The organism is Streptomyces sp. enrichment culture, from assembly GCF_964272895.1.
In the GTDB taxonomy this organism is placed as follows: Bacteria; Actinomycetota; Actinomycetes; order Streptomycetales; family Streptomycetaceae; genus Streptomyces.
This window is the reverse complement of the sequence record NZ_OZ186832.1, coordinates 6235195-6248102: the sequence shown is the minus strand read 5'-3', so window position 1 is coordinate 6248102 and position 12908 is coordinate 6235195. Positions and strand designations below refer to the sequence as shown.

Here is a 12908-nt window from a genome sequence, read left to right as displayed (position 1 = left end):
CCGTCGCCAACGCCGTCCCAGCACCCCGTACACCTCACGTCCCGGCCCGTCACCGCGGCGGGCCCGGCCTCCAGCCTGTCACAACCGACGGCGGAATCGGTTCTTCATCCGGGCGGCGTCCCCGGCCGCGGGGCCCGGCCGCTGCGGTGGGGTCAACGGCCGTCGTAACCGGCCGTGGGCATCGACAGCCTGCGGTGCACCATGGCCTTCATACGGGCGTCGTAGGCGGGTTCGGCACAGCCGACCGTCTCCACCCGCACCCCGCGCCGCGCGCACTCGGCGGTGAACTCCTCCAGCGACGCGAGCGCGCAGCGCAGCACCCGGAGGCTGGGTGCCACGAACAGGTCGAGGCCCGGCCGGACCCCGTCCCACAGGGCGCTGTGGTCGGGCCGCAGTCCCCGTACGAGCAGTTGCCGTGCGACGACGTAGCCGCGCTCCGCCGCCCAGCGCGCGCACATGGCGTGCTGGCCGCGGGAGTCCACGAGGAAGGGGTCGGCCTCCAGCTCCTCCAGCGGTGTCAGGCCGGCGATCGCCGTGACCTGGACGACGGCCGCGTCCGGTCGGCCGAAGGCACCCCGTGTCTGTCCCATGGCGTCCCCCTCACCTCCGGGTTTCGCCGCCGACCCTACCCCCGCGCGTAGGCTTCGGGGGAGTCGTGTGAAAGGGGCGGAGAGGTGCCGGTGGAGATCACCTGGTGGGGGCACGCCACCTGCACGGTCGTGGACTCGGACGTACGCGTCCTCACCGACCCCTTGTTCGCCCGCAGGCTGGCGCATCTGCGGCGCCGCCGGGGCGCGTTGCCGCCGGCCGGCGCGGGGCGGGCGGAGCTGGTGCTGGTGTCGCATCTGCACGCCGACCATCTGCATGTGCCGTCGCTCGCGCGGCTCACGCCGGGCACGCGCCTGCTCGTGCCCCGGGGCGCACCCCGGTCGGTGCCGTCGCTGCGCCGGCTCGGCCATCTGCGGATCGACGAGGTCGGGCCGGGGGACGAGACCCGGATGGGCGATCTGCTGGTACGGGCGGTGCCCGCGGCGCACGACGGGCGGCGGCTGCCGGTGGGGCCGCACCGCTCCCCCGCGCTCGGGTACGTCGTGGAGGGCGAGGCGCGGACGTACTTCGCCGGGGACACCGGCCTGTTCGACACCATGGCCAAGGAGGTCGGGCCGGTCGACGTGGCGCTGCTGCCGGTGGGCGGCTGGGGGCCGTTCCTCGGCGAGGGGCATCTGGACGCCGGCCGGGCCGCGGAGGCGCTGGCGCTGCTGGGGGCGGCGCATGCGGTGCCGGTGCACTACGGGACGTACTGGCCGATCGGGATGGACGCGGTGCGGCCGCACGAGTTCCACGCTCCGGGGGACGACTTCGTGCGGCTGGCGGCCGAGCGGGCGCCCTCCGCGGCGGTGCACCGGCTGGGGCACGGGGAGAGTGTGCGGCTGGAGGTCGGGCGGTGACCCCCGTGCTCGCGGCCGCGTCGTCCGTGCCGCCGGAGTCGACCCAGCAGGCGATCGGGTATCCGTCGTTGTTCCTGCTGGTGCTGATCGGTGCGCTGGTGCCGGTCGTGCCGACGGGGGCGCTGGTGTCGTCGGCGGCGGTGGTGGCGTTCCATCAGACGGCGCCGTTCGCTCTGGCGCTGGTCTTCGTGACGGCTTCGCTGGCCGCGTTCCTGGGGGACGTGGCGCTGTACTGGCTGGGGCGGCGGGGCATCGGCTCGAAGAACGGGTCGCGGTGGCTGGAGGCGATCCGGGCGCGGGCGCCGGAGGACCGGCTGGAGCAGGCGCAGGCGAAGCTGGCGGAGCACGGGGTGGCGGTGCTGGTGCTGTCCCGGCTGATGCCGGCGGGGCGGCTGCCGGTGATGCTGGCCTGTCTGGTGGCCGAGTGGCCGTTGCGCAGGTTCGTCCGGGGGAATCTGCCGGCCTGCCTCGCCTGGGCGGTGACCTACCAGTTGATCGGGATTCTGGGCGGGTCGCTGTTTCCGGAGCCGTGGGAGGGGGTGGTGGCGGCGGTGGTGCTGACGGTCGTCATCAGTGTGGCGCCGAGTGTGTGGAAGCGGGCCCGCGCTGCCAGGTGATGGCGCCTCGCGGGCCTCTCTAGGGGCGTTCCAGTACGCGTGAGCTTCCGATCGGGAGGTCCCACAGGTTCTCACGGTCCAGCCCCGCCTCCTCCCAGGCCGCCCGCACGCGTGTGAGGGGCTCCAGCACCGGCTCCGCCGAGAGGATGAAGGTGCCCCAGTGCATGGGGGCCATCCGCCGCGCGCCCAGGTCCTGTACGGCCCTGACCGCCTCCTCCGGGTCGCAGTGGACGTCGCTGAGCCACCAGCGGGGGTCGTAGGCGCCGATGGGCAGGAGCGCCAGGTCGATGCCGGGGTAGCGGCGGCCGATGCGGGAGAACCAGTGGCCGTAGCCGGTGTCGCCGGCGAAGTAGACGCGCCGGCCGTCGGGGTCGGTGAGGACCCAGCCGCCCCACAGGGAGCGGCAGGTGTCGGTGAGGGTGCGCTTGGACCAGTGGTGGGCGGGCACGAAGTCGAAGCGGACACCGGACAGTTCGGCGGCCTCCCACCAGTCGAGCTCGGTGACGCGGGTGAAGCGGCGGCGGTGGAACCAGCGGCCCAGTCCGGCGGGCACGAACACCGGGGTGTCGCGCGGGAGTCTGCGCAGGGTGGGGGCGTCCAGGTGGTCGTAGTGGTTGTGGCTGATGACGACCGCGTCGACGCGCGGCAGGGCGCTCCAGGCGACGCCGACGGGGGTGACCCGGGCGGGGGTGCCGAGGATGCGGCGGGACCACACGGGGTCGGTGAGGACGGTCAGTCCGCCGATGCGGAGCACCCAACTGGCGTGTCCCGCCCAGGTGACGGCGACGGTGCGGGCGTCCACCCGGGGCAGCGGGCCGGGTTCGTAGGGCAGCCGGGGGATGTCGGCGAGGCCCTCGGGGCCGGGGCGCAGGGCGCCCTCGCGGGCGAAGCGGGCCAGTGCCTTCAGGCCGGGCAGGGGTGCGGTGAGCCGGTCGTGGAAGGCCCGCGGCCAGACTCTGCGCTCGCCCAGCGGACGCGGTTCGGCGAGCGGCGGGAAGGGCGGGGCGAGGGGCGACTCGGTGAACGCGGCGGGGTCGGCGTGGGGTGCGGGGGCGCCGGGGGCAGCGCGGCCGCCAGCGCCGGGGTCGGCGCCGGTCACGGTGCCGGTGCTCGTGACGGTGCCGGTGCCGGTGCCGGTGCCGGTGCTCGTGACGGTAGCGGTGGTCGGCACGGTCCCGGCGGTCGGCGCGGTGTCAGTGCTCGTGGTGGTGCTCGCACTCCTGGTCGACTCGGACTGCTGCGTCATCGAAGGGGCTCCCATCGCTGAGCGTCGTCGCGGAGATCGGCGAAGACCGTCTGGACGGTGGTCAACGCGCGGTGCACATGGGGCAGTTCCAGCGGATCGGGCGCGTCGAGGCACGCCGCGCGTTCCTCGTCCGTGCCGCCCAGCAGCGGGCCGGTGGCCAGCCGGACGCGCAGCGCGCCGAGGTCGTCGCCGAAGCGCTGGCCGCCGGGTGCGGGCATGCCGAGCCGGGCGGCAAGGAAGTCCTCCAGTTCCTGTGCGTCACCGACGCCGCGGGCGGACAGGGCCTCGCGCAGCGGGCCGAGGTCGGCGTAGAGGTGGCGGCCGGCCTGCGGGGGGCGGGCGAGGGCGCCGGCGCCGACGACGACGCCGTGCAGGGCGGCGGCCACGCGCGCGTGCAGGCGTACGGCGGCGGTGACGCGGGCGGTGACCGGTTCGGGCTCGGCGAGCGTGTAGGCGGCCGCGGCCGCGACGGGGCCCGCGACCCGGGCGCCGAGGGCGGTGAGGACGTCCAGCACACGCGCGTGCAGTGCCGCCCCGGCCTCGCCGCGGGGGAAGCGGGCCACGGCGGCGGGCCAGGCGGCCGGGAGCGGGGCGCCGGCCAGGTCGCTGACGACGGTGACCCGGTCGGGAAGCATCTCGGCGGGGCTGAGCAGCACGGTGTCGGGCGGCGCGTACAGGGTGTCGCGCCAGGTCTCGTCGCTGACCAGGTGCAGGCCCTCGCCCGCGGCGGCCTCGACCGTCTCGTGCAGCACCTCCGGCGGGGCGACGGTGCCGGTGGGGTCGTCGGCGACGGAGAGCACCAGCAGGCGGGGGTCGCCGCCCTCCTCGCGGACCCGGCGCACGGTCTCCAGCAGGGCGTACGGGTCGGGCACACCGCCGCACTCGGCGGGGGTGGGGACGTGGAAGACGGGTCTGCCGAGCAGACGGGCGTACGGTGCCCACCAGGCGGCGCAGGGACGGGGCACCAGGACGTCGCCGCCGAGCGCGGCGGTGAGGGCGAGCAGCAGGGAGGGGGCACCGGGGCCCGCGGCGGCGTGCTCGGGGGCGGTGGGCAGGCCCCGGCGCTCCCAGTAGCCGCAGGCGGCCTCCAGCAGCACCGGTCCGCCGCCGACGGGTTCCGCGCCACCGCGGCCGGCGGCCGCCGCGAGTACGGCGCACAGTTCGGGGAGCACCGGCAGCCCGTCGTCGGGCAGCGGCGGCCCGTACCGGACGGGGCCGTGCCCCCGCGTGTCGCTGCGCCCCATGCCCACCTCCGCCTCGTGCTGCCGTCTCGTCCGCGTCGCCGGGCCGGTGTCCGGCTGCCGCGCCACGGGGCGGCCACGCGCCCGTGCCGCCCGTCCGCTCCGTGCCGCACGTGACGCTACGGGGCGGGCGGGCCGCGTGGCGCGCTGTCTGTGCCGACCTTCGAGCGCTGTCCTACCGGGCCTCCGTTCCCCTGTCCCTCGCGCCGTGCGGAGCCCCGCCGGTCTCTTCGGGCACTGCGTACCCAGATGAGCGCTCGGTCAGGCGTGCCGGGCGGGGATCTTGCGGCGCAGCCGGTAGACGGCACCGCCGAACGCGCCGGCGATGAGCAGGCCGCCGGCGACCAGGGCGGGCACGGAGTCGGTGAAGGCGCCGCCCTCGCCCGCCCGTACGCCGTGCTGCACGGGGGCGGGCGGGCAGGGGGTGCCGTGCGGCGGGGTCTCGTGGCAGGCTGGTGCGGTGGCGCCGCCCTTGGTCACGGTGAAGGTGGCGCTCCACGGCTTGCCCTGTCCGCCGGGCGCGGCCGGGCAGGTGCCCTCGACGGTCCAGGCGGTGTCCGGCCCGGTGCCCTCGGGCTCGCCCTCCAGGTCGGCGGCGGAGGCGATGCGCGCGCTGCCGCGGTAGGCGGGTCCCGCGGTCTTGTCGTCGTTGCCCGGCACCAGATGCAGGGCGACGGTCTCCTCCGCGAAGGCCAGCGAGGTGGCGTCCAGGGTCGGGGGTGCGGGGCCGCCGAGCGGGTCGCAGCTCACGGACACGGTGACGCTCCCGCCCGGCGGCACACCGGCGGGGCTCACCTCGGCGGCCGGCTCCGCCGACACCGGTGAACCGGCACCGGCCAGGACGGCACCGGTCACGGCGGCCACGGACAGGACACGGGCGATGCGGCGCATGGGCAGGGCTCCTCGGGCCGACGGCTGCCGGGGCACGTCGCTCGCGCCCCGACAGCCATCACAGCCCGCCCCACCGCGCCCCGCGCGCGGCCGGACACCATCGGTGGGACAGACGCACCCGTCCGGGTGAACGCCGGCATCCGCCGTCACGCCATGTCGCGCCTCCCCCGGTCACCCCGCGTCGCACCTCCCCCGGTGGCCCCGCGTCGCGCTTGCCCGGTCACCCCGCGTCGCGCAGCACCTGTTCCCTCAGGCGGTCGCAGCAGCGGCTGATCAGGCGGGAGACGTGCATCTGGGAGATGCCCAGCTGCTCGGCGATCCGGCTCTGGGTCATGTCGCCGAAGAAGCGCATGTAGAGGATGGCGCGGTCGCGTTCGGGGAGCGCGGCGAGCCGGTGCTTGACGGACTCCCGGTCCACGACGGTGTCGAGGGCGGGGTCGGGGGCGCCGAGGACGTCACCGAGGGAGTAGCCGTCCTCGCCGCCCGGCAGTTCGGCGTCCAGGGACAGGGCGGTGAAGCTCTCCAGCGCCTCCAGCCCGGCCTTCACGTCGTCCTCGCTCAGGTCGGCGTGCGCCGCGATCTCGGCGACGGTGGGGGTGCGTCCGGAGCCGCTCTGCAGGTCCTGCACGGCGAAGCGGACGCGGTTGCGCAGGTCCTGGATCCGGCGCGGCACATGCAGGGTCCACATGTGGTCGCGGAAGTGCCGCTTGATCTCCCCGGTGACGGTGGGCACGGCGTAGCTCTCGAAGGCGTTGCCGCGTTCGGGGTCGTAGCGGTCGACGGCCTTGACCAGGCCGAGCGCCGCGACCTGGCGCAGGTCCTCGGAGCTCTCGCCGCGGCTGCGGAAGCGCCCGGCGATCCGGTCGGCCATGGGCAGCCATGCCTCGACGATCTCGTCGCGCAGTGCGTCGCGCCGCGGCCCCGGAGGGAGCTGGGCGAGCGTGCGGAATGCCTCGGCGGTGTCGGGGGCGTCGTCGTGCGGGTGGTGCCTCGGGGGTGTTGTGGTGCGCATGGTGCGTCGCAACTCCCTTGTGGGGACTCTGGGATGGACGGTCACCGTGGGGAGGCCGGACCGGCGGCCGGGCACGACGCGCGGGCTGCGGAGGGACCCTCTCCCACGGACGTGCCTCCGGTCCGAAGCACTGGGGTGCGCCTGCCCGGGCTTCCTGCCCGCAAACCAGGGCCGGGGTTTCCGGCCGGGGGGCGGGGTGACTCGGCGGGGAGTGAGCCCGGTCCGCGTCGACCCGAGTCCCAGGGAGGATCCGCCATGAGCACCACCGTCTCCGACCACATCCTCGAACGCCTGCGCGAATGGGGAGTGGAGCATGTCTTCGCCTATCCGGGCGACGGCATCAACGGGCTGCTCGCGGCCTGGGGCCGGGCCGAGAACCGGCCGATGTTCGTGCAGTCCCGGCACGAGGAGATGTCCGCGCTCCAGGCGGTCGGCTACGCCAAGTTCAGCGGCCGGATCGGGGTCTGCGCGGCGACCTCCGGACCCGGCGCGATCCATCTGCTGAACGGCCTGTACGACGCGAAGCTGGACCATGTGCCGGTGCTGGCGATCGTCGGCCAGACGCACCGTACCGCGATGGGCGGCTCCTATCAGCAGGAGGTCGATCTGCACTCGCTGTTCAAGGACGTCGCCTCCGACTTCCTGGAGACGGTGACCGTCCCCGAGCAGCTGCCGAACGTCCTGGACCGCGCGATCCGCACGGCCTACGCGCGTCGCTCGCCGACCGCGGTCATCGTGCCCGGCGATGTGCAGGAGCTGGAGTACTCGCCGCCCACCCACGAGTTCAAGATGGTGCCCTCCAGCCTGGACCGCAGCGCGTGGACGGCGGTCCCGTCGGACGAGTCGCTGCGCCGGGCGGCGGAGATCCTCAACTCCGGCGACAAAGTGGCGATCCTGATCGGCCAGGGCGCGGCCGGTGCCGTCGAGGAGGTGCGCACGGTCGCCGAGACGCTCGGCGCGGGCGTGGCCAAGGCGCTGCTCGGCAAGGATGTGCTCAGCGACGAACTCCCGTACGTCACGGGCTCGATCGGACTGCTGGGCACCCGTCCCTCGTACGAGCTGATGCGGGACTGCGACACGCTGCTGACCATCGGATCGTCCTTCCCGTACGCGCAGTTCATGCCGGAGTTCGGCACGGCGCGCGGGGTGCAGATCGACATCGACCCGCACATGGTGGGGATGCGCTACCCGTACGAGGTGAACCTGGTCGGTGACGCCCGTGAGACGCTGCGGCGGCTGATCCCGATGCTGCGGGGCGAGGAGCGCGGCCGGGAGTGGTTCGACACGGTGTGCGACAACGTGGCGCACTGGCACGAGGTGATGGAGCGCCGGGCCGGGCTGTCGGCCGATCCCATCAACCCGGAGTACGTGGCCCGGGCGCTGGATCCGCTGCTGCCGGACAACGCGATCGTGTCCTCCGACTCGGGGTCGGCGGCGAACTGGTACGCCCGTCATCTGTCCATGCGGCCGGGGATGCGGTCGTCGCTGTCGGGCACGCTGGCCACGATGGGCTGCGGGGTGCCGTACGCGATCGGCGCGAAGTTCGCGCACCCGGACCGGCCGGCGATCGCGCTGGTCGGCGACGGCGCGATGCAGATGAACGGCCTGGCGGAGCTGATCACCGCGGCCAAGTACCGGGACCGCTGGGAGGATCCGCGGCTGGTGGTGGGCGTGTGGAACAACCGCGACCTGAACCAGGTCACCTGGGAGATGCGGGCCATGGGCGGCGCGCCGTCCTTCCTGCCCTCGCAGGAGCTGCCGGACGTGCAGTACGCCGGGTTCGCCCGCTCGCTGGGGCTGACCGGGATCCGGGTGGAGAAGCCGGAGGACGTCCAGGCGGGCTGGCGGGCCGCGCTGGAGGCGGACGGGCCGGCCGTGGTGGAGTTCCTCACCGACCCCGCCGTGCCGCCGATCCCGCCGCACTCCACCTGGGAGCAGATGGAGGCCACGGCCGCGTCGATCCTGAGGGGCGACGCCGACCGCGGCTCCATGGTGCGGCAGGGCTTCAAGGCGAAGCTGCAGGAGTTCCTGCCGGGCCGCGCGAGGAAGTAGCCTCCTCCGCCTTCTCGGCGGGCAGCAGCAGGTCCTCGTACCAGCCCAGCGCCAGCAGGACGCCCAGCAGCAGGACAGGGATGATCACGGCGAGTACGGCCATGGCGCTTCCTTCCCCAGGGGGCTTCCGTGGGGGGTGCGGGCCGGGTCTCCCCCGATCCGCCGGGCAAACCCCGGTGTCGTCGTGGCCCGTCCGGGTACGCGGTGCGCGACTGCCGACGATCTGGAGGAGTCATGCAGCGAGGCAGTGACCGGATGAGCGCGCACCGCGACGACGAGATGAAGCACCAGCTCCAGGGCCTGCTGAGGTCGGGCCACCCCACGCGGGTCGAGGAGTGGCACGATCCCGAGCCCGCCGCCGACGACGACCCGTGGATCGCGGGCGGCCCGCACCCGCCGGCCACCGCGGCGGAGGCGCGCCTGGAGCTGGGCCGGCTGCTCGGCCGTACGGCGTTCCCGGCCGGTCCCGGCGAGCTGATCGGCCTGCTGCGCAGCAGGCATGCGCCCGACGCCCTGATCGAGCCGCTGCACCGGCTGCCCCGTTCGGCGCGCTACCGCAACGTCCAGGAGCTGGCCGAGGCCCTGACCAGGGGCCGGGGAGCGGAAGGAGGCCGGTGATGGCCGAGTTCGTACGCGAGGTCATGACGCCGGGCGTGGTGGCCGTACGCCCGGACGCCTCCCTGGCGGAGGCCGCGCAGCTGATGCGGGCGCAGGACATCGGGGACGTGCTGGTGGCCGACGGCCAGGAGGTCGTCGGGGTGCTCACGGACCGCGACATCACGGTACGGGCGGTGGCCGAGGGCATCGATCCGCTGACCATGAGCGCGGCGGCCGTGTGCACCCCGCACCCGGTGACCGTCTCGCCGGCGGACACCGTCGCGGCGGCCGTGGAGCTGATGCGGGCGAAGGCCGTACGGCGGCTGCCGGTCGTCGAGGACGGGCTGCCGGTCGGCATGGTGACGCTGGGGGACCTGGCGAAGTCCGAGAACCCCGAGAGCGCCCTCGCCGACATCAGCCGCGCCGAGCCGGACCACGAGGGGATGGCGCCGCCGCGGACGCGGGAGGCCGGATGAGCCGCGACCGGGCCGCCGAGATCGCGCGGTCGGGCGTCACCGTGGACGTCGGCGAGGCCACCACCCGCTATCTGCTGTACGGGCTGCTGCCGAGCTGGTTCGTGCCCGGCGTCGCGGACTGGGTGATGCACCGGCGCACCCGGATCGAGGAGACGACGGGCACCAAGGAGTCCGCCGTCCACTCGCTGATGATGGCCGAGGTGGGCGTGCCGATCGCGCTGACCCTGCGCTACGAGGTCAATCCGCTGCTGCTCACGGTGCAGCTGGCGGGCGCGGCGGCGCATGAGGCGACCGCGCTGTGGGACGTGCGGATGGCGACGAACAGCGACCGCGAGGTCAAGCCGATCGAGCAGCACATCCACAGCTTTCTGGAGTCGCTGCCGTTCGGCGCCCTGGCCTCGCTGATGTGTCTGCACGCCGACCAGGTGAAGTCGCTGCTGCGCGGCGGCCGGGGCTCCCCGGACGCCTGGCGGCTGGTGCCGCGCCGGCCGCCGCCGTCGCGGGCCTACATCGCGGGGATCGCCGCCGCGATCGGCACCTGTGTGCTGCTGCCGTACGGCGAGGAACTGCTGCGCTGCCGCCGGGCGGCCCGGCGGCGGAACAAGCGCGCCACGGGCGACGAAGCCCGGTGGCGTGCCACGGAAGGAGAGTGAGAACACATGCGTATCGCATTCCTGGCGGCGCCCGAGGGCGTGGAGCAGGTCGAGCTGACCGACCCCTGGCAGGCGGCCGAGGACGCCGGGCACGAGCCGGTGCTGGTGTCGACGAAACCGGGGAAGATCCAGGCATTTCACCACCTCGACAAGGCGGACACCTTCGCCGTCGACGACGTGGTGGGCCAGGTGTCCGCGGAGTCGTTCGGCGCGCTGGTGCTGCCCGGCGGGGTGGCCAACCCGGACTTCCTGCGGATGGACGACAAGGCCGTGGCGTTCGTGAAGGACTTCTTCGACCGCGGACTGCCGGTCGCCGCGATCTGCCACGCCCCCTGGACGCTGGTGGAGGCGGACGTGGTGCGCGGCCGTGTGCTCACCTCCTGGCCGAGTCTGCGCACCGACATCGTCAACGCGGGCGGCACCTGGGTCGACGAGCAGGTCAGGGTGTGCGACCACGGGCCCAACAAGCTGGTGACCAGCCGTAAGCCGGACGATCTGAAGGCGTTCTGCGAGACGTTCGTCGAGGTCTTCGGGAGGGCGGACGGCTGATGGGGGACCCCAAACAGGAGCAGCGAGCGTTCTTCCGCGCCCAGGACCCGGCGTCCGGCCCGCTCACCACCGACCAGGGCGTGACCGTCGACCACACCGACGACGCGCTGGCCGCCGGCGAGCGCGGGCCGACGCTGATGGAGGACTTCCACTTCCGGGAGAAGCTGACCCGCTTCGACCACGAACGGATCCCGGAGCGCGTGGTGCACGCGCGGGGCGCGGGCGCCTACGGCTACTTCCAGCCGTACGAGTCCTGCGCGGAGTTCACCCGCGCCGCCTTCCTCCAGGATCCGGCGGTGCGCACACCGGTGTTCGTGCGGTTCTCCACCGTGCAGGGCCCGAAGGGCTCGGCGGACACCGTGCGGGACGTGCGCGGGTTCGCCACCAAGTTCTATACGTCCGAGGGGAATTACGACCTGGTCGGGAACAACTTCCCGGTGTTCTTCATCCAGGACGGCATCAAGTTCCCCGACTTCGTGCACGCGGTGAAGCCGGAGCCGCACAACGACATCCCGACGGGCGCCTCCGCGCACGACACCCTGTGGGACTTCGTGTCGCTCCAGCCGGAGACACTGCACGCGATCATGTGGCTGATGTCCGACCGGGCGATCCCGCGCAGCTACCGCATGATGCAGGGATTCGGGGTGCACACCTTCCGCTTCGTGAACGCGGAGGGCAAGGGCACGTTCGTGAAGTTCCACTGGACGCCGCGGCTCGGTGTGCACTCGCTGGTGTGGGACGAGGCGCAGGAGTGCCAGGGCCGCGACCCCGACTTCAACCGGCGTGATCTCTGGGACGCGATCGAGGCGGGCGAGTACCCGGAGTGGGAGCTGGGGGTGCAACTGGTCCCCGAGGAGGACGAGTTCACCTTCGACTTCGACCTCCTGGACGCCACGAAAATCATCCCGGAGGAGCAGGTGCCGGTGCGGCCGATCGGCCGGATGGTGCTGGACCGCAACCCGGAGAACTTCTTCGCCGAGACCGAGCAGGTCGCCTTCCACACCGCGAATGTGGTGCCGGGCATCGACTTCACCAACGACCCGCTGCTCCAGGCCCGCAACTTCTCCTACCTGGACACCCAGCTGATCCGGCTGGGCGGGCCCAACTTCGCGCAGCTGCCGGTGAACCGGCCGGTGGCGCCGGTGCGCACCAACCAGCGCGACGGCTACGGCCAGAGCACGATCCACCGGGGCACGAACTACTTCCCCAACTCCCTCGGCGGCGGCTGCCCCGCGCACGCGGACGGCGATCCGCACGCCTACCGGCACTACGCCGAGAAGGTGGACGGCGCCAAGATCCGGCGGCGCAGCCCGAGTTTCCAGGACCACTACAGTCAGCCCGCGATGTTCTGGAACAGCATGGCGGACTGGGAGAAGCAGCACATCGTGGCCGCGTTCCGGTTCGAGCTCGGCAAGGTCGAGGCACGCGCGGTGCGCGCCCGGACGGTGGAGCAGCTGGCCAAGGTCGACGGTGAGCTCGCGGACCAGGTGGCGCGCGGGATCGGGGTGCCCGAGCCGACGGCCGCTGTGTCGGCGAGCGAGCTGTCCTCCCCCGCGCTGAGCCTGGAGGCGCTGCGCGGCGACGGTTCGATCCGCACCCGGCGCATCGCGGTGCTGGCCGCGGACGGGGTGGACGCCGCCCAGGTCGCCTCGGTGCGGGAGGCGCTGGCCGCCGAGGGTGCCCTGGTCGAGGTGCTGGCGCCGACGGACGGGGAGATACGCGGCGCCGACGGTGAGCGGCATCCGGTGGACCGGGCGCTGCCGACCATGGCGTCGGTCCTGTACGACGCCGTCCTGCTGCCGGGCGGCCCCGCGGACACGCCGGCGACGGCCGAGGACCCGGACGCGATGCGCTTCGTCCGCGACGCCTACCGGCACGGCAAGCCCATCGGCGCCCTCGGCTCGGGCGTGGGCGTCCTCGCGGCTCTGGAGCCTCGGGGGCTGCGTGTGTCGACGCAGTTCAAGGAGGCGGTCAGCGACCAGGGCGTGGTCACCGACACGTCTCCGGGCAACGTCGGCCCCGAGTTCCTGCAGGCGTTCGTGGACGCCATCGCGGCGCACCGCCACTGGGACCGGCCGCCGCTGCGCTGCTGAGAGGGAGGCAGGGGTGAGGGCGCCCGGCGGGCG

General features: G+C 73.9%; 13 protein-coding genes. 8 read left to right on the top strand and 5 right to left on the bottom strand.

The features are described from left to right. Window positions 1-152: 152 nt before the first annotated feature. The gene (locus ACSU6M_RS27960) at window positions 153-590 is read right to left on the bottom strand and encodes a hypothetical protein (protein WP_437073295.1); all 438 of its coding nucleotides are present in this window, start codon (window positions 588-590) and stop codon (window positions 153-155) included. Between the two features lie 84 nt (window positions 591-674). Between ACSU6M_RS27960 and ACSU6M_RS27955 the strand changes: the two genes are divergently transcribed. After that, window positions 675-1448 carry an MBL fold metallo-hydrolase gene (locus ACSU6M_RS27955; protein ID WP_437073293.1) on the top strand — a complete coding sequence of 258 codons (774 nt, stop codon included), beginning with the start codon at window positions 675-677 and terminating at the stop codon, window positions 1446-1448. After that, window positions 1445-2065, top strand: a complete 621-nt coding sequence (locus ACSU6M_RS27950; protein WP_437073291.1) for a DedA family protein — start codon at window positions 1445-1447, stop codon at window positions 2063-2065. Before ACSU6M_RS27955 ends, ACSU6M_RS27950 begins: the two co-directional genes overlap by 4 nt. Before the next feature lie 19 nt (window positions 2066-2084). Here the strand turns inward: ACSU6M_RS27950 and ACSU6M_RS27945 are convergent, their stop codons facing one another. The 4 genes from ACSU6M_RS27945 to ACSU6M_RS27930 form a co-directional block, all read right to left on the bottom strand. Continuing rightward, window positions 2085-3311, bottom strand: coding sequence for an MBL fold metallo-hydrolase (locus tag ACSU6M_RS27945; RefSeq protein ID WP_437073290.1), 1227 nt, complete (start codon window positions 3309-3311; stop codon window positions 2085-2087). Beyond that, window positions 3308-4555 (bottom strand): aminotransferase class I/II-fold pyridoxal phosphate-dependent enzyme, encoded by a 1248-nt coding sequence (locus ACSU6M_RS27940; protein ID WP_437073289.1) that lies wholly within the window; start codon window positions 4553-4555, stop codon window positions 3308-3310. Before ACSU6M_RS27940 ends, ACSU6M_RS27945 begins: the two co-directional genes overlap by 4 nt. A gap of 258 nt (window positions 4556-4813) precedes the next feature. Then, window positions 4814-5443, bottom strand: coding sequence for a hypothetical protein (locus ACSU6M_RS27935; RefSeq protein ID WP_437073288.1), 630 nt, complete (start codon window positions 5441-5443; stop codon window positions 4814-4816). Window positions 5444-5663: 220 nt separating this feature from the next. Then, complete coding sequence (locus ACSU6M_RS27930) at window positions 5664-6455, bottom strand: RNA polymerase sigma factor SigF (RefSeq protein WP_437073286.1); 792 nt, start codon at window positions 6453-6455, stop codon at window positions 5664-5666. A 255-nt stretch (window positions 6456-6710) separates the two neighbouring features. Between ACSU6M_RS27930 and ACSU6M_RS27925 the strand changes: the two genes are divergently transcribed. The 6 genes from ACSU6M_RS27925 (at window position 6711) to ACSU6M_RS27900 (ending at window position 12875) form a co-directional block, all read left to right on the top strand. Next, on the top strand, window positions 6711-8507 hold the full coding sequence (locus ACSU6M_RS27925; RefSeq protein WP_437073284.1) for a thiamine pyrophosphate-requiring protein: 1797 nt from the start codon (window positions 6711-6713) through the stop codon (window positions 8505-8507). Window positions 8508-8741: 234 nt separating this feature from the next. Then, window positions 8742-9125 carry a DUF2795 domain-containing protein gene (locus ACSU6M_RS27920; RefSeq protein ID WP_437073283.1) on the top strand — a complete coding sequence of 128 codons (384 nt, stop codon included), beginning with the start codon at window positions 8742-8744 and terminating at the stop codon, window positions 9123-9125. After that, window positions 9125-9580 carry a CBS domain-containing protein gene (locus tag ACSU6M_RS27915; RefSeq protein ID WP_437073281.1) on the top strand — a complete coding sequence of 152 codons (456 nt, stop codon included), beginning with the start codon at window positions 9125-9127 and terminating at the stop codon, window positions 9578-9580. The genes ACSU6M_RS27920 and ACSU6M_RS27915 overlap by 1 nt, the downstream gene beginning before the upstream one ends. Further along, complete coding sequence (locus tag ACSU6M_RS27910; RefSeq protein ID WP_437073279.1) at window positions 9577-10233, top strand: diguanylate cyclase; 657 nt, start codon at window positions 9577-9579, stop codon at window positions 10231-10233. Before ACSU6M_RS27915 ends, ACSU6M_RS27910 begins: the two co-directional genes overlap by 4 nt. 6 nt (window positions 10234-10239) lie before the next feature. Beyond that, a complete protein-coding gene (locus tag ACSU6M_RS27905) occupies window positions 10240-10782 on the top strand; it encodes a type 1 glutamine amidotransferase domain-containing protein (RefSeq protein WP_437073278.1) in 543 nt (180 codons plus the stop codon). Next, window positions 10782-12875: a catalase gene (locus tag ACSU6M_RS27900; RefSeq protein ID WP_437073277.1), complete on the top strand. Its 2094-nt coding sequence runs from the start codon at window positions 10782-10784 to the stop codon at window positions 12873-12875. The genes ACSU6M_RS27905 and ACSU6M_RS27900 overlap by 1 nt, the downstream gene beginning before the upstream one ends. Window positions 12876-12908: the final 33 nt, after the last annotated feature.